This window comes from Burkholderia sp. AU30198 (assembly GCF_020419825.1).
Classification (GTDB): Bacteria; Pseudomonadota; Gammaproteobacteria; order Burkholderiales; family Burkholderiaceae; genus Burkholderia.
The window spans coordinates 86,888-111,496 of record NZ_JAIZSA010000019.1; the positions used below are offsets into that span (position 1 = coordinate 86,888).

Annotated in this window: 28 protein-coding genes, 1 tRNA gene and 1 pseudogene; 7 read left to right on the forward strand and 23 right to left on the reverse strand. The window is 58.7% G+C overall.

Annotated features, from left to right (window positions below; translation table 11 throughout):
• Positions 1–166 precede the first annotated feature (166 nt).
• The 9 genes from LGN19_RS32025 to LGN19_RS32065 form a co-directional block, all read right to left on the reverse strand.
• Positions 167–637 (reverse strand): DUF4304 domain-containing protein, encoded by a 471-nt coding sequence (locus LGN19_RS32025; protein WP_226219254.1) that lies wholly within the window; start codon positions 635–637, stop codon positions 167–169.
• Positions 624–959 (reverse strand): hypothetical protein, encoded by a 336-nt coding sequence (locus tag LGN19_RS32030; protein ID WP_226219256.1) that lies wholly within the window; start codon positions 957–959, stop codon positions 624–626. The genes LGN19_RS32025 and LGN19_RS32030 overlap by 14 nt, the downstream gene beginning before the upstream one ends.
• Before the next feature lie 51 nt (positions 960–1,010).
• Entirely contained in the window at positions 1,011–1,301 is a 291-nt protein-coding gene (locus LGN19_RS32035; protein ID WP_226219258.1) for a hypothetical protein, read from the reverse strand.
• 62 nt (positions 1,302–1,363) lie between these two features.
• Positions 1,364–1,693, reverse strand: a complete 330-nt coding sequence (locus LGN19_RS32040; protein ID WP_226219260.1) for a hypothetical protein — start codon at positions 1,691–1,693, stop codon at positions 1,364–1,366.
• A 312-nt stretch (positions 1,694–2,005) separates the two neighbouring features.
• Positions 2,006–2,482 (reverse strand): hypothetical protein, encoded by a 477-nt coding sequence (locus tag LGN19_RS32045; protein WP_226219262.1) that lies wholly within the window; start codon positions 2,480–2,482, stop codon positions 2,006–2,008.
• A gap of 1,233 nt (positions 2,483–3,715) precedes the next feature.
• Positions 3,716–4,060 (reverse strand): hypothetical protein, encoded by a 345-nt coding sequence (locus LGN19_RS32050; protein WP_226219264.1) that lies wholly within the window; start codon positions 4,058–4,060, stop codon positions 3,716–3,718.
• Between the two features lie 340 nt (positions 4,061–4,400).
• Positions 4,401–4,736, reverse strand: coding sequence for a hypothetical protein (locus LGN19_RS32055; RefSeq protein WP_226219266.1), 336 nt, complete (start codon positions 4,734–4,736; stop codon positions 4,401–4,403).
• A gap of 478 nt (positions 4,737–5,214) precedes the next feature.
• On the reverse strand, positions 5,215–5,796 hold the full coding sequence (locus LGN19_RS32060; RefSeq protein WP_226219267.1) for a hypothetical protein: 582 nt from the start codon (positions 5,794–5,796) through the stop codon (positions 5,215–5,217).
• A gap of 548 nt (positions 5,797–6,344) precedes the next feature.
• Positions 6,345–6,707, reverse strand: a complete 363-nt coding sequence (locus tag LGN19_RS32065; protein ID WP_226219269.1) for a hypothetical protein — start codon at positions 6,705–6,707, stop codon at positions 6,345–6,347.
• Positions 6,708–6,967: 260 nt separating this feature from the next.
• Here LGN19_RS32065 and LGN19_RS32070 point away from each other — a divergent pair, with 260 nt between their 5' ends.
• The gene (locus LGN19_RS32070; protein ID WP_089455481.1) at positions 6,968–7,768 is read left to right on the forward strand and encodes a transporter substrate-binding domain-containing protein; all 801 of its coding nucleotides are present in this window, start codon (positions 6,968–6,970) and stop codon (positions 7,766–7,768) included.
• 59 nt (positions 7,769–7,827) lie between these two features.
• Here the strand turns inward: LGN19_RS32070 and LGN19_RS32075 are convergent, their stop codons facing one another.
• Positions 7,828–8,031: a hypothetical protein gene (locus LGN19_RS32075; protein ID WP_011350748.1), complete on the reverse strand. Its 204-nt coding sequence runs from the start codon at positions 8,029–8,031 to the stop codon at positions 7,828–7,830.
• Positions 8,032–8,387: 356 nt separating this feature from the next.
• The gene (locus LGN19_RS32080; RefSeq protein WP_226219271.1) at positions 8,388–8,930 is read right to left on the reverse strand and encodes a hypothetical protein; all 543 of its coding nucleotides are present in this window, start codon (positions 8,928–8,930) and stop codon (positions 8,388–8,390) included.
• A 415-nt stretch (positions 8,931–9,345) separates the two neighbouring features.
• On the opposite strand from LGN19_RS32080, the gene LGN19_RS32085 reads away from it, so the two are divergent.
• From LGN19_RS32085 to LGN19_RS32100, 4 genes are all read left to right on the forward strand, one after another.
• Positions 9,346–10,431, forward strand: coding sequence for a sensor histidine kinase (locus LGN19_RS32085; protein ID WP_226219273.1), 1,086 nt, complete (start codon positions 9,346–9,348; stop codon positions 10,429–10,431).
• 1 nt (position 10,432) lies between these two features.
• Entirely contained in the window at positions 10,433–11,167 is a 735-nt protein-coding gene (locus LGN19_RS32090) for a LytR/AlgR family response regulator transcription factor (protein WP_226219275.1), read from the forward strand.
• Between the two features lie 187 nt (positions 11,168–11,354).
• Positions 11,355–11,921, forward strand: coding sequence for a hypothetical protein (locus LGN19_RS32095; protein WP_226219277.1), 567 nt, complete (start codon positions 11,355–11,357; stop codon positions 11,919–11,921).
• A 282-nt stretch (positions 11,922–12,203) separates the two neighbouring features.
• A complete protein-coding gene (locus tag LGN19_RS32100) occupies positions 12,204–12,638 on the forward strand; it encodes a hypothetical protein (protein ID WP_164462515.1) in 435 nt (144 codons plus the stop codon).
• A gap of 7 nt (positions 12,639–12,645) precedes the next feature.
• Here LGN19_RS32100 and LGN19_RS32105 read toward each other — a convergent pair.
• The 3 genes and pseudogenes from LGN19_RS32105 to LGN19_RS32115 all read right to left on the reverse strand — a co-directional run.
• Positions 12,646–12,777 (reverse strand): annotated as a pseudogene (locus LGN19_RS32105) (PAAR domain-containing protein); the annotation flags it as partial.
• A gap of 14 nt (positions 12,778–12,791) precedes the next feature.
• Positions 12,792–14,147 (reverse strand): virulence factor, encoded by a 1,356-nt coding sequence (locus tag LGN19_RS32110; RefSeq protein WP_226219342.1) that lies wholly within the window; start codon positions 14,145–14,147, stop codon positions 12,792–12,794.
• A gap of 164 nt (positions 14,148–14,311) precedes the next feature.
• Positions 14,312–15,094 carry a hypothetical protein gene (locus LGN19_RS32115; RefSeq protein ID WP_319000672.1) on the reverse strand — a complete coding sequence of 261 codons (783 nt, stop codon included), beginning with the start codon at positions 15,092–15,094 and terminating at the stop codon, positions 14,312–14,314.
• Positions 15,095–15,373: 279 nt separating this feature from the next.
• On the opposite strand from LGN19_RS32115, the gene LGN19_RS39970 reads away from it, so the two are divergent.
• Together LGN19_RS39970 and LGN19_RS39975 are read left to right on the forward strand one after the other, a co-directional pair.
• Positions 15,374–15,892: a helix-turn-helix domain-containing protein gene (locus LGN19_RS39970; protein WP_413227258.1), complete on the forward strand. Its 519-nt coding sequence runs from the start codon at positions 15,374–15,376 to the stop codon at positions 15,890–15,892.
• Between the two features lie 33 nt (positions 15,893–15,925).
• Positions 15,926–16,474 (forward strand): hypothetical protein, encoded by a 549-nt coding sequence (locus tag LGN19_RS39975; RefSeq protein WP_226219281.1) that lies wholly within the window; start codon positions 15,926–15,928, stop codon positions 16,472–16,474.
• Here LGN19_RS39975 and LGN19_RS32130 read toward each other — a convergent pair.
• The 9 genes from LGN19_RS32130 to LGN19_RS32170 form a co-directional block, all read right to left on the reverse strand.
• A complete protein-coding gene (locus tag LGN19_RS32130; RefSeq protein ID WP_226219283.1) occupies positions 16,441–17,502 on the reverse strand; it encodes a hypothetical protein in 1,062 nt (353 codons plus the stop codon). The genes LGN19_RS39975 and LGN19_RS32130 overlap by 34 nt on opposite strands.
• A gap of 157 nt (positions 17,503–17,659) precedes the next feature.
• Positions 17,660–19,435: a DUF3987 domain-containing protein gene (locus LGN19_RS32135; RefSeq protein WP_226219285.1), complete on the reverse strand. Its 1,776-nt coding sequence runs from the start codon at positions 19,433–19,435 to the stop codon at positions 17,660–17,662.
• Positions 19,436–19,446: 11 nt separating this feature from the next.
• Positions 19,447–19,893 (reverse strand): helix-turn-helix transcriptional regulator, encoded by a 447-nt coding sequence (locus tag LGN19_RS32140; protein WP_226219287.1) that lies wholly within the window; start codon positions 19,891–19,893, stop codon positions 19,447–19,449.
• A 14-nt stretch (positions 19,894–19,907) separates the two neighbouring features.
• Positions 19,908–20,951 (reverse strand): hypothetical protein, encoded by a 1,044-nt coding sequence (locus LGN19_RS32145; RefSeq protein ID WP_226219289.1) that lies wholly within the window; start codon positions 20,949–20,951, stop codon positions 19,908–19,910.
• Positions 20,952–21,046: 95 nt separating this feature from the next.
• Positions 21,047–22,258 (reverse strand): tyrosine-type recombinase/integrase, encoded by a 1,212-nt coding sequence (locus tag LGN19_RS32150; protein ID WP_213263731.1) that lies wholly within the window; start codon positions 22,256–22,258, stop codon positions 21,047–21,049.
• A 191-nt stretch (positions 22,259–22,449) separates the two neighbouring features.
• Positions 22,450–22,525, reverse strand: a tRNA-Thr gene (locus LGN19_RS32155).
• Positions 22,526–22,543: 18 nt separating this feature from the next.
• Positions 22,544–23,065, reverse strand: coding sequence for a ClpXP protease specificity-enhancing factor (locus LGN19_RS32160; protein ID WP_226219291.1), 522 nt, complete (start codon positions 23,063–23,065; stop codon positions 22,544–22,546).
• Positions 23,066–23,131: 66 nt separating this feature from the next.
• On the reverse strand, positions 23,132–23,743 hold the full coding sequence (locus LGN19_RS32165; protein ID WP_006400565.1) for a glutathione S-transferase N-terminal domain-containing protein: 612 nt from the start codon (positions 23,741–23,743) through the stop codon (positions 23,132–23,134).
• A gap of 92 nt (positions 23,744–23,835) precedes the next feature.
• Positions 23,836–24,594, reverse strand: coding sequence for a cytochrome c1 (locus tag LGN19_RS32170; RefSeq protein ID WP_085042770.1), 759 nt, complete (start codon positions 24,592–24,594; stop codon positions 23,836–23,838).
• Between the last annotated feature and the right edge of the window lie 15 nt (positions 24,595–24,609).

Below are 24,609 nucleotides of genomic sequence, written 5' to 3' on the forward strand. Positions count from 1 at the left end.
TTGCTTGCCCCACGATTGTTCATCTCAACATCAACGAACCGGCCTGTAGTCAACGCATGGTAAGAGATGGCCGACACAATGAACCCGGTTGTAGCTGACGCGATGGCGACGAGCAAATGCAACCAAATCGCAACGACCTCGCGAGAACTCAGGCCATACCTCGCAACTACACCTCCTTCAACACCATCGCAGCGAGTTTCTTCTCACTCACGAGCCGCCTTATCGATTTTCGATCACCACTTGTCTCAACAAACGCTGCAAGCTTCGAAAAAGCGTCGGACAAAATTCCCTCCAACCCCTGTGCATCACGCCCTGCAACACACTTATCCACCTCGACCTGGAAATCCTCTCGAACGCCCGGACAATCATCCAATCTAAAATCAACGTGCGGCCACACCGAGGCACCCTGTTTAAATGCCATCCTTATTTCAGATTCACCAAAATCCACCCGCAGCAGCTCCTTATAAAACATTCCAACATTCACATAGAATAATTTGCTGTAGGCTGATTTTTGGTGATTAACCACGAGCCAGAGATGTGTCAACTCGACAAAACGAGTCACCCCAGCCCCATGAAATCCGGCAGCCTTAGCCGCTTGCCCAAACACCTTTCCCGTTGAAAGTTCAGCCTCTTTCATTTCCCGCCCCTCCAAAGAGACTGCGCAGCACAATCGAAGACCGTGCGATCGCGGTTCGCAGCACCTGAACAACGACGTCCAGATTCAGTCCTTCGAAGGCGGCTTTGTCAGCCTGGATACTCACTCCTCGACCATCGGTGTCCTCAAGCAGATCGTTTGCCGTGACCCGCCAGTTCGCCGGAAGCGCGAAGCTCAACCCGTTGGATTTGAGGCGCTTCGGATGAACCAGGTCAGGGGCTGCTGCTGCTCTCAGTCGGAAATTGCAGGCACATGAGGTTGCTGCGAGCGAGAAAAGACAGACAGGCACGAGAACGGTTCGCATCAAGCACACTCCTGAACACCACATGAAATCTGCTTATCACACAGACACCAACTATCCTTCATATCGCGCAAAAATCCATCCCTTATATGATCGCAATTTCCCGATCGGCTCACTGCTCTTTGACATCTCTATTTTCTGCCGATTGAATTGCGGGCAGGATGCCATGATTTCTGCAATCGCGGCATCCACAACCTCACCATCCTCTTCGTCAGGCTCTCTAGCCAGATAGACATATATTTCGATCAGATTCGAATCGAAATCGTATGCAATCGCACGCACCCCTTCACGCACCGATCCGATGAAGGAAGAGAAGACAACCCACTTTACGTCAACCTCATTCACCTTGCTCTCCAATATGCGATTCTCACGTTGCGCGTCTCACGCGCAAGCGAGGGCCTTCCTGTCTAAGTCAACGCCCTGGAAACCTGAACATCAACAGCGACTACGGTTAATAGCGGTTCATCGGTCCAAGCCGAGACAAAGCTGAACTCCCTGAAATCATTGGCCAGTTCCTCCGCGGCTTCACATAGGGCAAAAAGGTAACTCCCCTCCTTGCGCTCGGCCAAATGCGACAGATCTTGCCCTTCCGGAGAAAGAGCCTTCACGCCAAGGACTTTATGGAAGATAACTTCAAACATTCCGCCATCAGCCCGTATAAGCACTGTCAATCGTCCGTCTTGATAAGAGAAGGATTGAATCTGTGTATCCGCGACAAAAATCTCACCACTTTTCATTTCCCGACTCCTCGGAAATCCTCATCTGGAGTGAGCCTCGTCCCGCTGCCCGGCGCATAGCCGCCCGGTACCGACGACGCAGCGGCCGCACACGCTCGGTTGCTGTCGCGCTCGTGTTCGCGTCGCTAGCCCCAATCATGCCAATTCCGCACCCGTGAGATCGGTCGACAGTTGTCGCCTGTTTATGCCCGACGCGGGCCAATCGAAACGCGGCTGCGTCGCTTCGCACCAATTGAGCGATCGCATCGCTCTCATCCGGAACGAGCGGCCAGAAACGCGCGCCCCCACTTGTATCGCAATATCGCGCTCACGCTACAACGTGTAAGCATCATAGATGTGAACCACCCCTCCTTCACTCCGCTTGTATGCATGCATAACAAGAGTAAGATCGCTCTCAATGCCATCTACGATCAAGTCAAGTTGAATTCTCTTACTGAATTCCGATGGTGCGCCAGGGGCAATTTCATACAATTGCGCATGACCAACGATGTAGTCGCGCCCCGGAATGTCAATTCTTTTCAGAGCGCGCTCATCCAGAACATCCCCACACAGATACTCCAGAATATTCCGCTTAATGCCTTCCGATTCATTGGCATCAAAATTTCCATCCGAAACCAACTTTTCGAAATTATTTCTCGAGAAACATTCGCATATCTTTGATATCTCGAGGATCATGTCTTCATCAAGCCACTTACTCACACCAGCACCTCGTAGTTGAACCATTGGCTCGACGCTTCGCTGCATATGCGCCACCAGTACATCTCTAACACTGCCACTGAGTTGCAACATAGAGCTCCGCCCCGATTTCGTGAGATAGCCCCGTCAATCGCACGGAACACGCAGCGCTCGCGGAGCATCCTCCTATCTCGACAAAATAGTCTACAGCGCGCCGATGGCAATCACCCGCCAGCTCATCGTTCCGTTCAATTCTCAGCTCAATTTTTCCAAAATGACCAGCTGCCTCAAGCGCTCACGAAAGACGCCACATCTTCTAACCTTGTATCCAGGATGGCTCATCCCCGTAACAATAAATAATCGAATAGGTGCTTGAACACTGACCACCGAAAGCAAATCTTTTATTCAACACGTCAACAGGGGTGAAGATCATGCCAACTCTCTCCATATGCCTTATCAACGGGCTCATAGAATTGGTTGTCGGATAATCAATTTTCGGCGGCCTTTGACTTCCATCCCGTGACAATGACGACAAATAATAGTACGGACCAACAAGCGACATCCGCAATACGAAATCGTCGACACCCCCCTTCAACAAATATCCATAACTCACGTCGGAGTTGGGTTCCGTATCTTCCGAGAAATCATAGCTCCCCTCAAGAAACCGAATCACGTCAGGGTATTTTGCCAACGAAAAATGCAATTTTACGAAAGAGTAATTCGGCGATTCAAACCCCCCATACGAATCGATCACGAAGCGTGAAAACCTCTCCCAGTCAAAATGTGAATCATGGGGTCTCCCTGTCTTTTGGATTCCCATTTATCTTTTCTCCATTCTCGTGGTGGACGTCCACTGAGGCTTGAGTGCCTCCGTTTAAACCAAAAACTACGGACGTCTTGAAATCGCGGCCTCGTACATTGGAGGACCCAGTGATGGGGATGCTCTTACTCCAGGCCCAGGAGTTGCATCGACAAATCACAGCGGCGTGAGATCGGCTTGCCGCACTATCCCATCCCAGAGAGCGAATCGATAACGTTCTTGATCCACGTCGCCACACCGCTCCCGGCAATTTTTCTCCGCCCCGCAATTCTCCTCAGAAGGATTATCGACCACACGACAGCAAAGCCAATGGCGACACATATGCTTAAGAACGAAAATGCACTCATTTTGATGAAGGCGTTCCAATTTCTTCGCGATGGGCACACGCGAAACGAGTGTGCACGAGATTCGTGGGTTTGTGGCCTGGCATTTTGACACGGACGTATCGCACGACTTCGTGAGACCGGTCATCTAGCCCTCCTTCATTTCGCATAGTGCCGATCGGCCGCGCATTCGTGACGCTAGGTTCAATCGGCGCGAAACAGATGTTCCAGGCAGTTTTTCAGTTCTCGTCCGCCGACACTCGCGCCATCCAACGCAATTTCGACCCTGTGCTCAGCTTGAGCTCGGACGAACGCTTCTGGTGGAGTCACCTCAAGAACAAGTAGATTTTCCGAGCAATTGAATCTAATTGACTCAAATTCAGCACCATTAACTTGATCGAAAAGCTCGCAATAAACCTTGCCTCCACTCTCCTCTCGCACGAGATCGATATATTGACCTGCAGGTCCCCACTTGATGAACAAGGAGGAACGTCCTTCATCATCGTAGAGACTCGTCGCAACAAATTGCGCTTTGACCATAATCGTCATTTGAGCCCCCGCCACATATTAGTTACAGTCGCCCTTCAGCATCGTAGTCGATGCGCCATCTGATTGTCGGCGCAGTCCTTGGCGAACGCGAGACAAAGATATGGGCATGTCGTTCGTACGCTTCGAGCAGCGTATGTCCGCACATCAAGTCACGGTATCGCGTGCCCCTCGGGCAGGTCACCATGTACGCTTCCCGCACTCAGCAACGGATACTCGTGACTGCGCCCGTTGCATCGTGATAAACGAGCTTCGCTCCGTCGATATCATAGCGCCAGCCTTACAGGGTTGGCTTATCACTACCATAGAATGATCAAAGGGCTACAAATTCAGCCCATTTCCACTAACGCATGTAGACCGTCTTCAGAAGCACCTCACCTTCAATCGCGTAAATATACGTTACACCACGTCCATTCTGATACATCCCCTGGTCCGCAACCTCAAATGGCACTCCATCGATTTCATATGCCGGAAGAGGGGAAAATGTGACCGCGACCAAACTCTCACCTCCTCCAAGATCGACCAAAACTTTGTAGCCACTTAAAGGCCAATGATCCTTTGACAGCTTCTTAAATTCAGCCAAAGCCAGACCAAATATCTTGAAGCAATCACCTCTGAACGAGTAGTCACTTGGATACCTAGCCACCAACTCCAGAATATCATCTTCGCTATAGCTCACGCGCCCTCCATGACTGTATAAACCTTGATCGTGCCGCTTGGCGTACCTGGATATGAACGATGGCACTTGCTTTTGAGTGCAGCAAAAGCACCAATCTCCTTGTCTCTTCTTGAAAAATCATCGCCATTGAAGTTGTCTCTACGTGAATCTGGCGTCCAAAAATCTCTCCACTCGCTGCCAGTCCAGAATAATCCCCCCCGCGCCGGACAATATAGCCGAAAAGCGCAGAGCGCAGCTCAAGAGGCAAATCTACGCCATCGTGGCGACTCCTGAATCTACTAGCAGTTTGATTCTCAAATTCCCGGCGTTACCTTCCGTCGGGCGCCGGAGGGCGCGGAGAATTCAGACTGCGAACGAAGCACGGAGCGTAAGTGCTACGGATAATCAGTGTCGGTGTTCTGAAGATCCCATATCACGAGATCGTGGACTATGTGGAGAAAGCTTCTGAAGCGAGTCTTCATACTTCACATCAGCATAATCAACTGAAGTAGAGATGGACCAATTTCCCATACTCGGGATGACATTTCCTAAAACTACCCAACGGCTTCTCATCGAGCCGATTCATTGTTGCCTCTATACCCCGCGTTATCAATTTTTCATTTCCAACGGACGCGCAGTCTACCCCCAGGACTGCGTACCCCGACCTTACATTTCTTCGACCGAACCGGATAACAGAATACTTACCCAACACAATTGCGCCATCTTTTCTGTCATAAGAGAAATAGAGATGAGCATCATCCCTCAGCGAACTGAATTTACGCCTACCCAAAATTTTCTTGAGCAAGACCATCAACCCTACGCCTGGGCCAAAATCGACCGAACTTCCAACAAGATTTCCCCCAAGGAAATATAATTTATACAGCGAATTAATTTCCCTGTTCCCATGATTGACATATATATGTTTTTCATACAAATGAAAATCAGAGTTTCCTCCCACAACATCGTAACCCCTATCCTCGAGCTGTGGCTTACTTTCATCCTCACCGCGGATCAACCTACCTGGACCATCGCCATTAAACTGCAGCAGCGCATCAATAATTTCAGAAAAATGGATTCCCATCGCTGTTTACTTAGAAGTATGAGTCGCGCCAGATTCACCATGATTGCCGAGAATCCCTGCAACCTTTTTGAGTTCTGATGCTCGATTTGCATTTGGATATACATCCGCACCGGCCAGTGCAGCCTTGGCCACCGTCTACACGTTCAACGTCACCACATCCAGCTACACGGCGGCAATCGCGTGCACCAATAGAGATGCCGTACCTGATGCAACAGTTTCTGCTGCTTTCAGCAAGCCCGTAGTCTTCGGAAAAGCATCCGTCATCTGTTGAGCTGCTGCAGGGACAACAATCAGGCAGGACGGAAATCCCGGCTGGATTGAGCTTTTTCCTGGCTCTATCAAACGGAGGTTATCAATCGAGTTACCCCCCAGCGGCCCCGGGAAGAGGCTTACCATTCAGCTCAAGCGGATCGATCCACTGCACCGGATTGGGTGCGTACTGGATGACGTTGCCTCCTCGCGAGTCCGATTGGATCCTTCGACACGTAGCGCCACGACGCCGGATCATGGTCCCGGTGTCAGTTCTATTTCGCTCTCCAAAGCCCGCTTCACGGCACCAGTATGTCGTACAAATAGAGCGTCGGCCGTGCCGCGTTGTCCTTCTTCACTCGAAGGATCATGAACGCGTCCGAACGCCCCCGTTCCGAGAAGATGGGTACCTCGATTGATAGTCCGTCCGATTTGTGTCCGCCCATTTCGAATACATACCCATTCATCAGCGCCTCATCCGGGATCGGACGAACCGCCTCCCCACACAAGCAGGATCTCAGCGCAACTCGGTACTCCGATGCCGTGCTTGGTGCAGCGAGTCCCTGGCGCACCAGCTCCTCAAAGTGGTCATGGATCAATTCGTCGTAGATATGCCTCACTAACGGGGCATGCATCGGATAGTCCACCAATTTACGTTCCACGCTACCTCCTATCTCCGATTCATTTCGGGTCGCATTGGCGTATGTCCATTGAACCCGATGTTTTCGAAATATGGAATGTGGGGTGGGCAGCAGCCACACCAGCCGTCCGGCGCACCCATGAAATCGATTTCAATCAGGGCCAATTCGACTTCCGGCGCGGCGCGGTTGCGAGTAGTGTCTACGTGCCCGTATTGCGGCCCGCCGCGCCCGACCGGCGCCCGGCGCTCACCCCACACCCCGCTGACCACTGGAGATCCGCGATGAAACGTTCGAAGTTCCTGCTGTCGGGCCTGCTGCTTGCGTCGGCCCTCGGCTTCACGGCCGTCGCCGCACACGCAGACGACCTGCTCGATTCCGTCAAGAAAGCCGGCGTGCTCCGGGTCGGCCTCGAAGGCACGTATCCGCCGTTCAACTCGCGCGGCACGTCGGGCCAGCTCGAGGGCTTCGACGTCGACGTCGCGAACGCCGTCGCCGGCAAGCTCGGCGTGAAGACGCAATTCGTTCCGACCGAATGGAGCGGCATCATCGCCGGCCTGCAGGCCGGCAAGTTCGACGTGATCGTCAATCAGGTCACGATCACGCCGCAGCGCAAGGAAGCGCTCGACTTCAGCCAGCCGTACACGTACTCGGCCGCGCAGCTGATCCAGCGCAAGGACGACACGCGCAACTTCAAGTCGCTCGACGACTTCAAGGGCAAGAAGCTCGGCGTGACGCTCGGTACCAACTATGACCAGATGGCGCGCACCGTGCCGGGCATCGAGGTGCAGACGTATCCGGGCGCGCCGGAGAAGCTGCGCGACCTCGCCGCGGGCCGGATCGAGGCGACGCTCGACGACCGCCTGATGCTGCCGTACATGATCAAGACGTCGAACCTGCCGCTGCGCGCGGGCGCGGTGCTGAATGGCGGCAAGCAGGAAATGGCGATCCCGTTCCGCAAGGGCAACCCGAAGTTCGAGAAGGCGATCAACGACGCGCTCGACTCGCTGCACAAGGACGGCACGTTGAAGAAGATCTCGATGCACTGGTTCGGCAGCGACGTGACCGTGCCGGTCGCACAGTAAGCGGCCCGGCGCTTCAACGCGTCACGCCCTTCGCCACGGTGAAGGCGTGACGCGCCCCCTCAGGCCGCTTCGTCGAAGCGCGCCAGCAGCATCTGGCCGATCGGCGTCAGCGCCGGGCGCGCGGCCACGGCATTCATGCGCACCTGCGTATCGTCGACCAGCCGCTTCTCCACCAGCACGGCGAAGGCCGGATTCGACGGATCGACGCTGTCCGGCGCACGCGCAACGCGCAACAGCATCGAGAATTCATGCGGACTCAGCATGGTCCCTGTCTCCTGATCGTCCGCGATCCGGTTCGAACCGTCGTCGATCGTATTTTCGAATGAAATGGCGCGATGCATGACCGCTGCGCCGCCGGGAGCGAGATCCCGGTCGGCCCCCGCCTGCGACGAGGGCACGTCGTCGCGAGCGGGTTGCGCACGTTCCCGATCCGGCGCTGCCGCCGCGACGGGAACGTGCAACGTTATGGGCGCACCATGACGCGACCGTGACAGGAAAACGGGGCGCGAAACGCCGTCCGTTACCTGTCGTTTCGGTTCGATGCCGATCCGATTGACGACGACGAGCCGCATCGCCCGTCTGGCCGTCCGTTACCCGCTCGCGCGGCGTTTCGTGCCCGTCATCGCGGATCGACCGAATACGGGAAACCCCTGCGCTCCAATCCATTCGCATGGCGCATGCAGCGCACGACCACGTTCAACGCGCGTCCGAGCGTCATCCCGACGAGCACACCCCATCCCGCGAACGACAGCATCGTGAAGCCGCTCGTCGCCGCCCACGGCGCGTGCACGGCGACCGCGTAATGGATGCCGGTTTCCGCGACGAACGTCAGCATCAGCGTCAGGAGCAGGCTCGCGTCGCCGGGCAGGCGCACGCGCAGGCCCGACGGCAGCGGACGGTACTCGAGCCGCCACCGGCCCGCGTGCAGCCAGCCCAGCGCCGCGCCGCCCAGGACGGCCGCCAGCGCGATCGCGTTCGCGTCGAGGCCGGCATGCGGAAAGAGTCCGTTCAGGCTGACGATGCCGAGCAGGCCGAAAGCGACCGGCGAGATCAGCGGTCGTGCTGCCGGCACCTCGCGCGGGAAACAGCGCTTGATGCCGATATAGAGCAGCACGCAAAACGTGACGTACACGTAAGACTTCAGATGAAGGAGCGTGGACATGGTCAGAGTCGCCTGATCGGAGTGGACACGGCCACACCGTACTGCCCGGCCCCGACTAGCGGTACGGCTTGCGACGGGCGGCAGGAATTCGCGGACGAGTTGCGCGTCGCGGCGACGGTCGTTCAGCGGATCGGGACGATCGATGCACGCACGCACCCGGCCACCGGCGTCGTCCGAATCGAAAGGTCCGCCTTCGCCGGGATAGTTGACGCGTCGTGCTCGACGCGAAATCGGCAACGCCCCGTGTCCTTCCGCAGCCCCTTCCACTACACTCGTGACGGAAACCGGCCAACCGTCGGCGGCCGAAGCACTTCGTCGAAACCGCGCGCCGTTCGTCGCAACGCGCACGCAGTCGGCCCGACCGGCAGTAAGGTCAGGCCATCGGCGCATCGCGCGCCCTCCCTCACCCGACACCATGCGAGCCACGTCCAACCCTTCGCCGATTCCGCCGCCACCCGCCGGCGCCGCGCCGCGGCGGCTGCGCGATCCGGCCGCGCTGCTCGCGTTCGCGTGCTTCAACTCGGTCGTCGGGCTGGGTTTCTGGGCCATCCATTTCAACGAACCGCTGCTGCCCTACCTCGTCGTCGCCAACACGATCGGTTTCTGCGCGCTGCTGTTCAGCTATGCCGCCGACCGGCTGCTGCCGCGCAAGCCGGGGCTCGCGCTGAAGACCATCGTGATCGCACCGGCCAGCGTGCTCATCGGTTTCGAGATCTCGGCGATGATCGTCAGCGGAAACGTGCCGCACGTGTTCGGGCGTGCCCGCATCGGAACGTGGGACAACTACGGGCCGTCGTTTCTCATCTCGGCGGTCCTGTTCGTATGCGTGTCGCTGTTCCTGCAGTCCATGCGCATGCGTGCGACGCTCGAGACCGAGCGCCGCGAAGCCGCCGAAGCGCGCCAGGCCGAGACGGCCGCGCGCCTGGCGCTGCTGCAGGCGCAGATCGAGCCGCACTTCCTGTTCAATACGCTCGCGAACGTGCAGAGCCTGATCGAGCGCGATCCGGCTCGCGCATCGACGATGCTCGACAGCCTGAACCGCTACCTGCGTGCGAGCCTGCGACGCACGCGCGATGCGACGTCGACGCTCGGCGAGGAGCTCGAACTCGTCGAGGCGTTGCTGAAGATCGCGTCGATCCGGCTCGGCGAGCGGCTTTCGTATGCGATCGACGTGCCGGCGGAGCTGCACGCGCTGCCGTTCTCGCCGCTGCTGCTGCAACCGCTCGTCGAAAATGCGCTGCTGCACGGCATCGAGCCGTCGATCGACGGCGGCGTGATCGTGATTCGCGGCAGGATGCGCGGCGACCGGCTCGAACTGAACGTGATCGATACGGGTGTCGGCCTCGGCAACGGCGACACGCGCCTGCATGGCGGCGTCGGGCTGGCCAACGTGATGGCACGCATCCGGTCGCTGCACGGCGAGCGCGGCCGTGTCTCCGTCGAGACGAACGCCGCCGCCGCGCATGGCGTGACCGCGACCCTTCTGATTCCGATCGACTGACATGCCGACCGCCCTCATCGCCGATGACGAACCGAACCTGTCCGCCTCGCTCGCGCAGCGGCTGGGCACGCTCTGGCCTGAACTGGAAATCGTCGCGATGCCGCGCAACGGCATCGAAACGCTGGCCGCGCTGAACGCGTCGCCGCGGCCGGACATCGCGTTTCTCGACATCCGGATGCCCGGCATCGACGGGCTGAAGCTCGCTGCGCTCGTACCCGATGTGCATGTCGTGTTCGTCACGGCCTACGACGAATACGCGGTCGACGCGTTCGATCGTGCCGCGGTCGACTACCTGCTGAAACCGGTGACGGACGAGCGACTGCTGCGCTGTATCGCGAAACTGCAGCGCGGCGGGCCGGCGCTCGCACAAACCGATGCGCTCGAGCAGGCAGCGCAAGCGCGGGACGCTGCACCGATCCGCTGGCTGACGGTCGGCGTGAAGGATGCAACGCGGCTCGTATCGGTCGACGACGTGCTGTACTTCCAGGCGTCGGAGAAATACACCGAAGTCGTCACGGCTGGCGAACGACTCGTGATTCGCACACCGTTGAAGGAACTGATGCAGCGGCTCGATCCGGAGCGGTTCGCGCAGGTGCATCGCGGCGTGATCGTTGCGTATGCAGCGATCGATCGGGTCGAGCGCGATCTGTTGGGAAGGTTGCGGATTCGCGTGCACGGTCAGCGGGAGATGCTACCGGTCAGTCGTGCGTATGCGGGGTTGTTCAGGCAGATGTGATGGGTGTCGGCTTGCGGCCGGCGCAACAGGATTACGTTCTGACAGATCGTGGACGACGCGTTGGCAAACCGTGCCGCATCCAACACAATCACGCGAACATCCCGCACTCGGCGACATGGCATCGCGCAAACACGACGCCTCACCCGGCAGGCCCGTCATGAAAACACTACGTGGAATGACAACGTGCGTGCTCGCAGCGCTCGCAAGCGGTTGCGTGACGACGCCGAATCTCGTCGACGAGAGCGTAGCCGGCATCACGCCGACGCAGGCGAGCGGGATCCTGATCGTCGTGGACGGCAAGATCTTCGATTCGCCGTCATTCGGCAGCGAGGGCCGAGCCTATCTGGCAGGACTCGGGGAAGGCATCCAGGGCACGCTGACGGACATCCCGACGAAGCTCGTCGAGCTCGACGTGATGAAGTTCGTCGATCCGATACCGCAAGCGCTGGACGCGCTGCATCCGAGTCACATGGTTCGCCTGTACACGGCGTCCGACTTGCGCCGCAACGACACGCCCGTGAGTGCGACGTGGCAGATGACCGTTTCCGACGTCACGATTTCGCCGGTCGCGGCGACCCGCGAAAAGCCGGCTGGGACGCGCTACACGTTCAGGCCGATCTACAAGGCGCGCGCCGACGACGACACGTGCGTCGATTCCGACAGTCTCGCGAAGCAATGCGGGGCGGCGATGGGGAAGATACTCGGCGATGCGCTGCGCGCCGCGCATGTGATGCAGATCGGTGCGGGGACGTAGGCGAAATGGCTTTCGCCACTGTCGATCACCGCGTCAACCAGGAAAACCGGACTCCGAGCAGCGTCCAACCCTCAAGTTTCTCTAAAAGAATCCGATAGTAAGGCGATTGTTTGGTGAATGTCGGGGCCACCGGGCGCGGCAGCTTGCCCAGGTTCGGCGTGGCGTAGGTATTGCATCACCCCAACATTCACGACACACCCGATCGCATGCCCGATAAACATCCGAGAACCAATCGGATTGGGGCCCATTTTAAAAAAACCTCGGTAATTCTTTGGAGACGATATGAGGAAAATTCTGCTGGCGGCCCTGATCTTTACAGCCGCTCAATCGGCCATGGCTCAATGCTCGATTACAAGCAATCGAGGCGATACCGTTGGCAAATTGCTTCAAAGTCGAGGCTGGAATTTCAGAAATTTCGATGTTGTTTGCGAGAAACTGAAACGCGCCAATGCTGTCATCAATATTAGCGGCGACGCCTCCGTTCTTGCCGGCATGTCGTATGGCTGGGCGCTTTTGACCGTCGCCGACAGGAAAACCGGATTGGGTATCAATGACTATACCGCCGGACACACCATAATGAATACTTACGCCAGCCAGGACAAAGCCTATGATTTGCTATACGAAGCAATCAACGAGGCCGCAAACAACTGGGATGGCCTGGATAACGCGCTGGCTACATTGAATGAGAAGCGGAAGAAGTTTGGCATTTCAAATTAATTTCGACACCATGTAACGGGCACGTACAGCGGTCACCGACGCGTGCAGGTGTACGGCCCATGACATCGCTGTTTGACGCCCCTGTCTCGACATAGCCGCCATGACTGTGGACGTCGCCCACTCGAATGATTCCTCGCATGGTCGGTTGTCCGGTCAGTAGGAGTAGCCCTGCATGCCGTAGTTGGTATCGTGGCGACGCCCCCACCACGGCAGATACGCATTGTTCTCGCCCCTCGCGCGGAACCAGTCCTTGTCCGGATCGATCGGCGTGATTCTCGATGGCGGAACCACCACCACCGCCGTCGGGTGCTGCACATCCGTTGTCCCTGCCACCAGCACCTTCTCGTCCAAGTGATTCGCTCGGCCGATTGCAAGCACCACGTCCGTCAAGGCCGTACCGGTGCCCATCGGGCCTAGCAGCGCCGGCGTATTGAATGTCTGCTCGCGAAAGTTGTAGTCCGGCAGCACTTCCGTCAGCGTCTGCGACAACGCGCCGATCCGCTCTGACGATGCTTCGCTGCCGCCGCCCGCGTCATGCACCACGAAGTTCAACGATGGCACCGTCACGCCCGCGTTGCGCGCCGCGCTGTCGATCGTGGCTTTCCACGCCTGCACTGCACGCGTGGTGCCGGCCTTCGTCTCGTAGTCCCTGACGTTGCCCGTCGCCGCTCGGCCGATCCACGCGAGCGGTTCGCGCTCCGTCTTGAAGTTCGGCCCGACGAGAAACAGCACCACCATGTTCTCGTTGATCTGCGCGTCCTTCGGCGGGAAGCTCGGCGCGTCCCAGTTCATCACCCAGGCGCTTTTGTCCGGGTTCGCCTGCAGGTAATCCAGTGCGCGGTTCAGCGACGTGAAACCGGCGTTTGCGCCACCCTGGTTGACGTGGACGTCGGGAGGCGTGTCTTTGCTCCAAAGATCCAGCGCATATTTATTCCCTATCTCAAAATAATCGATGATGCTTTCCTGCAGATACCCCTGCGCCTCGCCAGCATCCAGGCTATCCGGCACGGCAAACTCCACATGGATGCCAGCCAGTTCACGCCAGTCGCGCTTATTCTTCGACTTGACCGTGTAGAAATACTTGGCGTTCATCACATAGCGATCACCGAACAACCCAAGCAGCTTCCTGACGTATTTGTGATAGAAGCCTTTGAATGTTTCCTCTCCTTGATTGCCATAAGCCACCCCCGCAACTGACTGAAGTGTCGTGAACGACTTCGGATCTGTACGGACCATGTCGTCGTTCTTGTTGGGTTTGGCAAGCCCCATTGTCCAGAGAACCTGCCATTGCGTCGGATAGTCGCGCCGCTGCAATGGGTTCAGCCACTCCAGTCCAACAACCTGCGCCACAAACGGTGTCGCACTATCGCCCGCACTCGCAACCGTTGTGTCTTTTTGCACCGAAGTAGCCGCGTGGACAGGCGTAGCCATCATGATCGTCGACACCACAAACGTCAAAATCGCAACCAGCGATGGCACTATCAACATTCGCTTCATCCAATCTCCCATGCTCAATTCGCCATGTGGCTTATGTCCAGCGAAAGCACTCAAGCTGTCGTTGTGCCATTCCTGGTAACCCTCCGGCACATCGCTCGTGCCGTCTTCACCCTTCATGTTGCCCGTCGCCTACCCACGCCGGGCGACCGTCACGTCGCGCGCGCACATGCGCAGGTTCACGTGATCTTCGTAACGTTGTGCCGCTTCGCCTGCAGGTAATCCAGTGCGCGGTTCAGCGACGTGAAGCCGGCGTTTGCGCCACCCTGGTTGACGTGGACGTCGGGAGGCGTGTCTTTGCTCCAAAGATCCAGCGCATATTTATTCCCTATCTCAAAATTATCGATGATGCTTTCCTGCAGATACCCCTGCGCCTCGCCAGCATCAAGTCCATCCGGCACGGCAAACTCCACATGGATGCCGGCCAGTTCACGCCAGTCGCTCTTTCTCTTGGACTTGACCGTGTAGAAATACTTGGCGTTCATCACATAGCGATCACCGAACAGTCCGAGCACTTTACGGACGTATTTGTGATAGAAGCCTTTGAATGTTTCCTCTCCTTGGTTGCCATACACCAGCGCACCAATTGACTGGAGCTTCGCAAATTTCTGCGGCATCGTCCGAACCATATCGTCGTTCTTGTTCGGCTGAACAAGCCCCATTGTCCAGAGAATCTGCCATTGCGTCGGATAGTCGCGCCGCTGCAATGGGTTCAGCCACTCCAGTCCGACAACTTGCGCTACGAACGGTTGAGCACCCTCGCTCGTATTCAACGCTGCAGCATCTTTCTGCGGCACGGTCACCGCTTGCGCGGGTTTCACCATCATGATGGTCGACGCCACAAACGCCATAATTGCTACCCGGAACAGCACTATCAAAAGCCGCTTCATCCAGCCTCCCGCAATCAATACATCACGAAGCATAAGTCCAGCGAAAACACGCGAGCCGTGCATGATACCCATCGTGACAACCCATCTACGACACAATATCGAGATTACCCATGCTTTACCTGCTCGACAGTTTAAAAATTCTCAGCAGCATCAGATGAAAAATCCGCGAATGCGCATCCGAAAAAGCATCCAGGATATATATTCAGTGTGCGTTATCGGGCAAGTTCCAGACAAGTGGATCTTGAATACGAAAAAGGGCTACGCCAACTGAGCTGACCCCCGAGAGTTGGACATGATTCCAACCCTTGGGGGTTTTTCATGACGAAGTATGACCAGTCGTTCAAGCAACAGATGGTCAAGGCGTATCTGAATGGCGAAGGCAGCTGTGAGTCGCTCGGTCGGCAGTACGGAATCGGGTATTCAACGCTGCGACGTTGGGTGAGCGCTTTCCGGGCGCATGGTGAAGCAGGGCTGCGCAAGAAGCACGAGACGTACAGCGCTGACTTCAAGATGTCGGTGCTGCAACACATGTGGCGCCACGAACTGTCCTACCAGCGCACATGCGCGGTATTCGATCTGCGCGAAGCCAACTGCGTCAGTCGCTGGGAGCGCCAGTATCATGAGGGTGGTTTCGAAGCTCTCATGCCGCGCCGCAAAGGCCACCTTGTCTGCCCAGTCGGCGTGATAGAAGACATCCATGCACACGACGAAGATCCGGGAGCGTTTCGCGAAGCAGCGTTTCACAACCGCCATCATGCTGTTGAAAGCCCGCGTCGACCGGAAGGTGTTCGCGATGTCCAGCTTGTCGAGCCTGCGCGCTTCGGCCTCGGCCCGCATCATCTCGATCAGCTCGTTGTACGACTCCCATAGGAACTGCTTGCCGTCCGGCGTGCGGCTGGCGGGATGCGCGGCGAAATACTGCGCGCCGTACTGGCCGACTGGGTGTCGCGCGCACACATCGAAGAAAAGCTGAACCTTCGGGCGAACGCGATAGCGATCAAGTATCTCTCCACGATCACCGCCGATGACCTTGCCCATCTGGAAGTTTTCGTCGTTGAAGAAGCGCCCCACGCCGTTTTCGATCAGTTCGACGATGCGGCCATAGCTGTCCAACTTGCTCGTGAAGCCCGACTCGTTGAGCAGCAGGACTTCCGTCACGGCCGTTTCGATCTCGCCCAACCGATGAGCGACGCAGCTCGCCTTATGCAACCGCTCGCTCCCGGCGCTCCCAGCAACGTCGTACTGGTCATGAACGACACGTGTCAGAAAATGGCGTGCAGCGGCCAAAGCCATGGACGCTCTCCGTGGAAGACGGAACCGAACGTTCCCGTGCGTCACATACTTCGCATCTGGTGCGACGCCCGGGAACTGTTGCGCCGGAATAGCCGTCTCGAATCTATTGCCCATGTCCGCCCCCGTCACTTGTTGTCGACGCCAGGCCGGACCGCGTAACGACGCCCGATGAGGAACGCAACGGACTTGCCAACTTCCCACGCGCGCGCGGCCATCTTCAGAGCTGTGGCCAGATCTTCGTTGAGAGGCATCTCACACCCTGTTTTTGCCCTCGTGCCTGCGCCGGCGCGCGCTCCCGAAGGCAGCGGATCTGCTGCAACGACGGGAGCGGCGGTAACAGAATGGTCACTGCATGCATCACGGGCGCTGGGAGCCACGCGCCTTTCGCCCGCGAACACCAGTGCCCAGAACAGCCCGGGCAGCAATTCGAGCATCACCGCCGGCAGATGTGCCCGAAACAGGCCAATGCTCGCCGCGCTCCAACCGAACAGCGCCGCAGCCTGTAACCCGACCGGATCGGCACGACGCACCTCGCGCAGCGCCCGCGCGTCGTCAGCCTGCCTTGCCGCGCGATCTTCTCGCGCTTCGCGGCGCTTGGCTTCATCGGCCTCGACCTCGAGCGCTGTCAGCTGAGCCTCTAGTGCGTGCTGGCGAGCATCGCGCCACCGGCATACACCGGGCGAACAGCGTGCGGCCTTCGCGCTTTCGAGTTTTGCGGTCACGGCGGCTTCGTCCTGTGCAATGACCGTGAGACTGCGTCCCGGCGAGGCGTCCACGCGCTCCGTCGCGCCCGGCACGTTGACTGCCATCGCGCGAGCATCACCAGCGTCTTGCTGCGCAAGCGCGAAAAAAGTCGCCTGCCCGAGTAGCGCATACGAGAGACATCCGATCCACGCTCCCAGAGTTGCGGCGCGGCGCATGCCATCGAAACGGACGCCAAGCGCGGGCAGCACGTGCGAGCTCGAAACGATCAGGACGCCCGTCGCCGCCATCACGAGTCGATCACGCACGCCGCGACCGCTTTCCCAGCCGGCGCAGGCGGCAATGAAGACGCCCAGGAACGTCGAGCCGACGGCGAACGCCAACATGAGGTACCACTGCATGGGCGACGGGTTGGTGGCAACGGTGCCCCTGGCAGAGATGAAGGCCGGCATGCGAGCCGGCGAATTGAAGAACTGGAATTTCATTTGTCGATCCTTTCGTGCGCAAACCGCACGATTACGGAATATTCACGGCGCACCCTGCCTCGCGCATACCAAAGATCGGCATGCGCAGCAGGTTCGCGGGTAAAGAGAAGAACCGGGGCATATTGCCCACGGGCTACCCCGTGGGCGCTTGGCTGATTCAGGAGGGACGGTTCATCGAGCTGAAGCGGTGCTGGTCGAGATCGAGCACAGTGTCAAGGCCCTCCTGACGAACCGTGACCCAGCCCCACGCCACCAGCACCTTCAGGGCGCCGTTGACGCGTGCTCGGCTCAGCCCGAAATTCTTCGCCTTGGAATGCAGCGTGCTGAGCTTGATTTCGAAGGGCTTGGCCTCGCCCTTCTCCATCTGCTGGTCAACGTAGCCGCACAGCGCTTGGAACAATGCTTTGGCATCAATCTCTTCAGCGGGCACCTCGCGCGCCATCGCCACGGTGTGCCCCATCTGGTCGATCAGGAATCGGCCGACCGTGATCGCGTCCTGCATGGTGCCGACCGACAGCGACCACACCTCACCGCGCCACAGGTGCAACAGGCCAGCAATCACGTAGAACGTCTGACGCACCCGCATCATGAGGAACGCATCCATGACCAGAAGCTGATTCCGGGCGAAGCGCTGGTTGCGCCATTCGCTGCACGCGGCCTCCATGATCGCCACGGCATCCGGCGACACCGTGATCGGCGGCGGCACGAAATCGCCGGACAACAGTTCGCGCACCGATGCCGCGCCCATCGCCCGAACCTGGGCGTCGAACGCCGCCAGGCAGTCCGGGTCGGACGGCTTCTGCCGCACACCACGATCATGCTGCGGCAGATCGCCCAGGATCAGGAAATTGCCCAGCGCCGCCGCACCGTCAGCGCCCGCTGCGGCCACGTCGCGTACAAACACTCCGGGCGTCGTCGCGGCGAATATGCCGAGCTGCACCCGGCCGGGCGCATGCGGGGACAGCAACCGGCCGCTGCCTGCCGCGGTCATCGCTTCCCCATGCCTGATCAGCGCCTTGATCACCGACGCACCGGAGTAAAGTGCGCTGGCGACCGGCCACTGCGTCGTGATCGCCTTATGCACGGCGGACACGGCGACGTTCAGGAAAACGAGCTTCGGCTTGGCAGGTTGCACTGCGCGAGCGTCCTCTTCCAGCAGTACCTGGCTTTCAGCGCTCAGGTGCGCCACTTCGTCGTCGGCTCCCTGAAGCAGCACGATCTGGCTTTCGACTGCCGCGACCTTGAGCGACCAGACACGGTAATCGGCCTCGAAGCTCGACGGCGGCGTCGCCACCAGCGCGTTCAGCGCTTTGCACAAGGCCTTTGCCGTGTCGGGATCATCTTCCAGCTCGGCCTGCACGACTGAGATTTGCAGCGACTCCTTGCGCTGGTTCCACGCGATCAATTCGATCTGGTGATCCGGGTAGTCGTCCGCTTTCGGCTCGCGGGCTTCGAGTTCGCGGCGTTGCGCGAGCAGCGCGTGCAGACGAACCATCTTGCGCGCCGCGACCTTGATCGCGGCGTCGATCTGCCTGCGCTGTTCGAGACGCAACTGACCTGCCGCCTTGAACATCGCCTGCTTTTCGATTGCGGCGGGAGCGGTTTCGATCTCGATCGCTGTCAGATCCGCAGCCAGCGCCTGCATGGTGATCGGCCCGGTGGCGGCCGGCCCGATCAGCACGCAGTTCAGCGTGAGCGGAATGCGGTTACCGCCCTCGTCTTCGACATGACGGGCGCCCTGGTTCGCGACGCTGAGCTTGAAGAACATCTGCGCAATGGCCTGAGCCACGGTCAGCTGGTACTTGTTGCACTGCGCGAGCACAACGTCGCTCAGCTCCTGACCGAGAACGTTGAGCCCCGTCGTGTCGCTCAACGAGGCCTGAGCCAACACGGCGGGCTGCGCGGACATGCCGGGGTTAGGGAAATGCAGCATGACCGGCCCCCTTACTTGCACGCGCGCGACGCGATCCAGGCATCGACGGTCACCGAATCGAAGCCCGTCGTACGCTCGGTCAGCTTGATTTTCTTGGGGAAGCTCGGGTCGGTTGCGATGAGCATATACACGGTCGAGCGCGAGAGGCCGATGCGCTCGACCAGTTCCTTCACACGGATGATCCGACGGACCGTGTCCGGCGAGCGAGTCGAATCGACCGTTTCGGCACACGTACTGCGATACGCCGAAAGCGGCTGCGGCAAACTGCCGATCTGGGTCTTGAACTGCATGAAAAATCTCCGTCGAGAGGTGGCGAACGACGCATTGGTCGTCGCCCACCGAATTACGGCTTGCGCCGCGGGGACGGAGATTTCACGGCCGGAACACCTGTTCCGGTCAAAGGTCTGTTGAAGAGCATTGTCCAGCAACGTCTGCCGGAGTCCGAAGCGGAACAGCAACGTCCGAAGCGGAACTACTTCTTCTTGGCCGGAACAGGAAATGGACTCGCAGGCTGCCCCCTTTCCTTGTGGTATTGACGAATTTTCCTGCGAACGAGACCGTCGCTTACTCCGAAGTGTTCAGCCGTACGCTTGGTGCGAGCCTTGCCCACAAGTTGCTCGCGGTATTCATATACATCCGTAGGATCAAGGCCCTCCTCCCTCGCCTTATCCTTGGAGGATCGGCTATCTTGCGACGGCACCTTTTCAGGAATGGCGCTCGGCACATCTGATCGGGGGCTAGCAAGAACTGCTGTCTGCGTTGAAGCACCTTCGTCGGGTCGGCTCCAAATCGGCACCATGTCGTGCCACTGCTTTAGATAGTCGAGCACCATCTGACGCGGGATGAACGTCCCCGCAACCAGCAGCTTTGCCCGACTATGGTCGGAGTTGAACGCCGCGAAACGCTGCTCGATGAAATCGTCGCGCAGTTCCTGCTGGCATTTCAGCGACAAATCTTCAAGCCGCCCCCGCTCCGCGTCAGGATCGAATACAGAGAGTAATTCCGGCTCCCAGCCGGCTCGATCTGGATGAGCACGATAGGCATTCAAAAATGCCTCACGAGCTTCGAGGGTCACGGGAGCCTGCAATTGCGGCAGATCAGGCAACAGCCGGACAAGAAGTGCCCGGTCTTCGTCCGTCAGCTTGTAGTGTAACGACATCGCCCCTTGGTCAACCCCAGCCTCCGCGAACAAATCAACGGCATTGGACAGCTCATCGATAATCAGTAACCCCGATGGTCTACCAGATTGAATTAGGCGAGGATCAACGCCCGATTGGCCCACTGGCGTATACCTCTGCCGGAACTTAACCGAGACGGACTCTGCCTCGCTATCGACCGTGATCGATCCTGTCTGCCCAACCACCGCCTTCGGCGTTAATTGGATTTTCATGACTTTGCCGACAACGCAAGCAATCCCGGTCAGCCCTTGTTTCGTCAATCTCGCCAACGTGATCGCACGTGCCAAGCGGGTGCATTCGATGAGCTCGCCATCAGGCAAGTCCACTTGCAAAGGCATATTGTCCTCATTTTGATCAAGCCACGTTGAGCGCGGCACCAGTACATTACTCTTCGTTCATCTATTCGCAGAAATTCGGCGGTAAGCCACCGGCACTATGCAGCACCCGTCTGGACGATTTCTGCCCCTACCTTGAGTTTGTCCAGATAGTCAGCCCACTTCTGCATCATCGCCCTCCGCTCCTTGATGAACTTCGTGCGGTTATATGCCTTGCCGAGCGTGTCGGGCACGGCATGAGCAAGCTGATGCTCGATGACTTCGGGCTTTTGTTCCAGTTCCTCGTGAAGAATCGTCCGCGCCATCGCCCGAAAGCCGTGGCCGGTGATTTCGGTCCGCGTGTCGTAGCCCAAACGGCGCAGAGCCGCATTGACTGCGGCATCGCTCATCGGGCGCTGAGCCGAACGCGCCCCCGGAAAGACGTAACGGCCGTTTCCGGTCAGCGCATGAAGATCCCGCAGAATCTGAACGGCTTGTGTTGCGAGCGGAACCAGATGCTCGGTCTTCGTCTTCGTGACAAGGTATCGCCATTCGCCCTTATCAAGATCGAACTGAGCCCATTCGGCCTTGCGCAGTTCGCCGGGTCGAGTGAACAACATGGGCGCAAGCTTGAGCGCGCATAGAACAGGAAACGTGCCGGAAAACCCGTCGAATGCCCGAAGCATGGCGCCGACCTTAGCGGGCTCGGTAATCGAAGCGAAGTGCGTGGTCTGCGCCGGTGGAATGGCATTGACCAAATCACGAGCCGGGTCAAACTTACAGTAGCCTTCCTTGATTCCATAGCGGAATGCGCGACTGATCTCGCCACGGACCTTGTGAGCCGTGAAACGAGCACCACGGCTGTCGATCCGCTTAAGGACAGTCAGAACTTCAGGGGCATCGATTTCCGCTACCGGCCGCTTGCCGATCCAAGGGAAAACATCCTTCTCGAAGCGGGCCTTGGTCTTCGCCATCGACCCAGCCGTAACGTACGGCTTGAGTTCATCCATCCAGCCAAGCGCAACTGCCTCGAAGGAATTGGTCGCTGCCAGACGTACCGCCCGCTTATCGGCTTTCTTGGCTTCGCCTGGATCAATGTCTGCCGCAAGCTTCTTCCGCGCGTCGTCGCGCTTCTCGCGCGCAGCGGCCAACGAAACATCCGGATAGACGCCCAGCGCGAGCCGCTTTTCCTTGCCGGCGAAGCGATATTTGAGCCGCCAGTATTTCCCGCCCGAGGGCGCGACCTCCAAGTACATGCCGCCCCCATCAGCAAGGCGGTACGGCTTTTCACGGGGCGTCGCTTTACGGACGGCGATGTCGGTCAATGGCATGGGGCACCTTACAACCCGAGGGGGCATTTTTCTCGGGGGCACTTATCAAACGCCAAGATTCCCCCGGAGGTGCCCCCACATGCCCCCGGATTCAGACGGGCATCGCTGGACAACGCTGGAATAAAAAAACCCGTGAAGCCTTATGCTATCACGGGTTTCTGGATTTCCGAGGATTCCCTCGGATGGGTATTTGGTGCCGGCTGCAGGACTCGAACCCGCCACCTGATGATTACAAATCAACTGCTCTACCAGATGAGCTAAGCCGGCGTAGCCTGAGATTCTACCTCATTTCACGATCTTGAGGCGAGGTCTGCTGCCGCCTTTCGAGCTGTCGCCGTCGGTTTTCGGCGGTTCGTCGGCACCTTCGGACGGTTCCTCGTTCGCGCCGCGCTCGGCAACAGGTGTCAGCGTCGACGGAGACTCATCACGCTGCACGTCGTCGGCCTGCGCCGCTTCGTCGTCGAACGCACCCGAATCCGCACCTTCACCCGCGACCGCATCGACCTGGAACGCCATGCCCTGCCCGTTCTCGCGTGCATAGATCGCGAGCACGTTGGCAACCGGAATCTCGATCTTGTGCGCCTTCCCGGAGAACCGGGCCGTGAACTCGATCCACTCGTTGCCCATCTGCAACTGGCTCGTCGCCTCGAAGCTGATGTTGAGCACGATCTCGCCGTCACGCACGAACTGACGCGGCACGCGCGTCGAGTTGTCGACCCTCACCGCGATATGCGGCGTGTAACCGTTATCGGTGCACCACTCGTACAACGCGCGCAGCAGATAAGGCTTCGTTGAAATCTCTTGCATCACAATCCTCGAACCCGGAGCGGGAGCGCGGCACGCCGCGCCGCCCTCTCCGTCATGCCTGCAACATTAACGACGCATGACCTTTTCGGACGGCGTCAGTGCTTCGATATACGCCGGACGGCTGAAGATCCGTTCCGCGTACTTCATCAGCGGCGCGGCGTTCTTCGACAGTTCGATGCCGTAGTGATCCAGACGCCACAGCAGCGGTGCGATCGCGACGTCGAGCATCGAGAACTCTTCGCCGAGCATGTACTTGTTCTTCACGAAGATCGGCGCGAGTTGCGTCAGGCGATCGCGGATCGCGAGGCGTGCCTTCTCGTGATTCTTCTCCGCTGCCTTGCCCTTCTCGTTCTCGAGCGTGCTGACGTGGACGAACAGTTCCTTCTCGAAGTTGAGCAGGAACAGGCGTGCACGTGCGCGCTGCACGGGGTCGGCCGGCATCAGTTGCGGATGCGGGAAGCGCTCGTCGATGTACTCGTTGATGATGTTCGATTCGTACAGGATCAGGTCGCGCTCGACCAGGATCGGCACCTGACCGTACGGGTTCATCACCGAGATGTCTTCCGGCTTGTTGAACAGGTCGACGTCACGAATTTCGAAGTCCATGCCCTTCTCGAACAGCACCAGCCGGCAACGCTGGGAGAACGGGCAAGTTGTGCCGGAATACAGAACCATCATGTTTGCGTTTCCTCAAAAAAGCCGAGGGCCGGCACGCGGCGAACCCCTTCCGGGGTTCCACCTTGCGCCGGCCCCACGCCGGTCAGGCGTGATTACTTGATATCTTTCCAGTACGCGGCATTGAGCCGCCAGGCCAGGAAAGTCAGGACACCGAGAAAGATCAGCACCCAGACGCCGAGGCGTTTGCGGGTCTGCTGAGCCGGCTCGGACATCCAGGTCATGTACGCCACCAGGTCGGCAACCGCAGCATCATAATCCACCGCGGACAGTGTCCCCGGCGTGACCTGCTGGAAGCCGACGAGCGTATGGACCTTCTCCCCCGTCTCCTCGTCCGTCTTGTCTTCGAATTTGGCGGTGCGCTGCCCCTGCAGCTGCCACAGGACATGGGGCATGCCGACGTTCTCGAACACCGCGTTGTTCCAGCCGCTCGGCCGTGTATCGTCGCGATAGAAGCTGCGCAGATACGTATACAGCCAGTCGCGGCCGCGCGCCCGCTCCTCGACCGACAGGTCGGGCGGCGAGGTGCCGAGCCAGTTCTTCGCGTCTTCAGGGCGCATCGCGACGGACATCGTGTTCCCGACCTTGTCGGTCGTGAACAGGAGATTCGTTTCGATCTCCTTCTGGGATATGCCCAGATCCGTCAGACGGTTGTAGCGCATCAGGTTCGCGCTGTGGCAGTTCAGGCAATAGTTTACAAACAATTGCGCGCCGTGCTGAAGCGAAACGAGATTTTCCGTGTTATCGGGCGCCCGGTCGAGCGGAAAATTACCTTCCGCCCGAACCGCCGGCGCCACCAGCAGCGCACACGCGGTCGCCCCGATCAGCGCGAGTGTCGAAAGCAGTTTCTTCATGTCGTTCTCTCCTCG

What these genes read in the sequence shown, in the direction of transcription:
- LGN19_RS32025 (WP_226219254.1), bottom strand. Translation starts at nt 637, where the DNA reads ATGAAAGAGGCTGAACTTTCAACGGGAAAGGTGTTTGGGCAAGCGGCT.
- LGN19_RS32030 (WP_226219256.1), bottom strand. Translation starts at nt 959, where the DNA reads ATGCGAACCGTTCTCGTGCCTGTCTGTCTTTTCTCGCTCGCAGCAACC.
- LGN19_RS32040 (WP_226219260.1), bottom strand. Translation starts at nt 1,693, where the DNA reads ATGAAAAGTGGTGAGATTTTTGTCGCGGATACACAGATTCAATCCTTC.
- LGN19_RS32045 (WP_226219262.1), bottom strand. Translation starts at nt 2,482, where the DNA reads ATGTTGCAACTCAGTGGCAGTGTTAGAGATGTACTGGTGGCGCATATG.
- LGN19_RS32050 (WP_226219264.1), bottom strand. Translation starts at nt 4,060, where the DNA reads ATGACGATTATGGTCAAAGCGCAATTTGTTGCGACGAGTCTCTACGAT.
- LGN19_RS32060 (WP_226219267.1), bottom strand. Translation starts at nt 5,796, where the DNA reads ATGGGAATCCATTTTTCTGAAATTATTGATGCGCTGCTGCAGTTTAAT.
- LGN19_RS32070 (WP_089455481.1), top strand. Translation starts at nt 6,968, where the DNA reads ATGAAACGTTCGAAGTTCCTGCTGTCGGGCCTGCTGCTTGCGTCGGCC.
- LGN19_RS32075 (WP_011350748.1), bottom strand. Translation starts at nt 8,031, where the DNA reads ATGCTGAGTCCGCATGAATTCTCGATGCTGTTGCGCGTTGCGCGTGCG.
- LGN19_RS32080 (WP_226219271.1), bottom strand. Translation starts at nt 8,930, where the DNA reads ATGTCCACGCTCCTTCATCTGAAGTCTTACGTGTACGTCACGTTTTGC.
- LGN19_RS32085 (WP_226219273.1), top strand. Translation starts at nt 9,346, where the DNA reads ATGCGAGCCACGTCCAACCCTTCGCCGATTCCGCCGCCACCCGCCGGC.
- LGN19_RS32090 (WP_226219275.1), top strand. Translation starts at nt 10,433, where the DNA reads ATGCCGACCGCCCTCATCGCCGATGACGAACCGAACCTGTCCGCCTCG.
- LGN19_RS32100 (WP_164462515.1), top strand. Translation starts at nt 12,204, where the DNA reads ATGAGGAAAATTCTGCTGGCGGCCCTGATCTTTACAGCCGCTCAATCG.
- LGN19_RS32110 (WP_226219342.1), bottom strand. Translation starts at nt 14,147, where the DNA reads ATGGGAGATTGGATGAAGCGAATGTTGATAGTGCCATCGCTGGTTGCG.
- LGN19_RS32115 (WP_319000672.1), bottom strand. Translation starts at nt 15,094, where the DNA reads ATGGGTATCATGCACGGCTCGCGTGTTTTCGCTGGACTTATGCTTCGT.
- LGN19_RS39970 (WP_413227258.1), top strand. Translation starts at nt 15,374, where the DNA reads ATGGTCAAGGCGTATCTGAATGGCGAAGGCAGCTGTGAGTCGCTCGGT.
- LGN19_RS39975 (WP_226219281.1), top strand. Translation starts at nt 15,926, where the DNA reads ATGCGCGGCGAAATACTGCGCGCCGTACTGGCCGACTGGGTGTCGCGC.
- LGN19_RS32130 (WP_226219283.1), bottom strand. Translation starts at nt 17,502, where the DNA reads ATGAAATTCCAGTTCTTCAATTCGCCGGCTCGCATGCCGGCCTTCATC.
- LGN19_RS32135 (WP_226219285.1), bottom strand. Translation starts at nt 19,435, where the DNA reads ATGCTGCATTTCCCTAACCCCGGCATGTCCGCGCAGCCCGCCGTGTTG.
- LGN19_RS32145 (WP_226219289.1), bottom strand. Translation starts at nt 20,951, where the DNA reads ATGCCTTTGCAAGTGGACTTGCCTGATGGCGAGCTCATCGAATGCACC.
- LGN19_RS32150 (WP_213263731.1), bottom strand. Translation starts at nt 22,258, where the DNA reads ATGCCATTGACCGACATCGCCGTCCGTAAAGCGACGCCCCGTGAAAAG.
- LGN19_RS32160 (WP_226219291.1), bottom strand. Translation starts at nt 23,065, where the DNA reads ATGCAAGAGATTTCAACGAAGCCTTATCTGCTGCGCGCGTTGTACGAG.
- LGN19_RS32165 (WP_006400565.1), bottom strand. Translation starts at nt 23,743, where the DNA reads ATGATGGTTCTGTATTCCGGCACAACTTGCCCGTTCTCCCAGCGTTGC.
- LGN19_RS32170 (WP_085042770.1), bottom strand. Translation starts at nt 24,594, where the DNA reads ATGAAGAAACTGCTTTCGACACTCGCGCTGATCGGGGCGACCGCGTGT.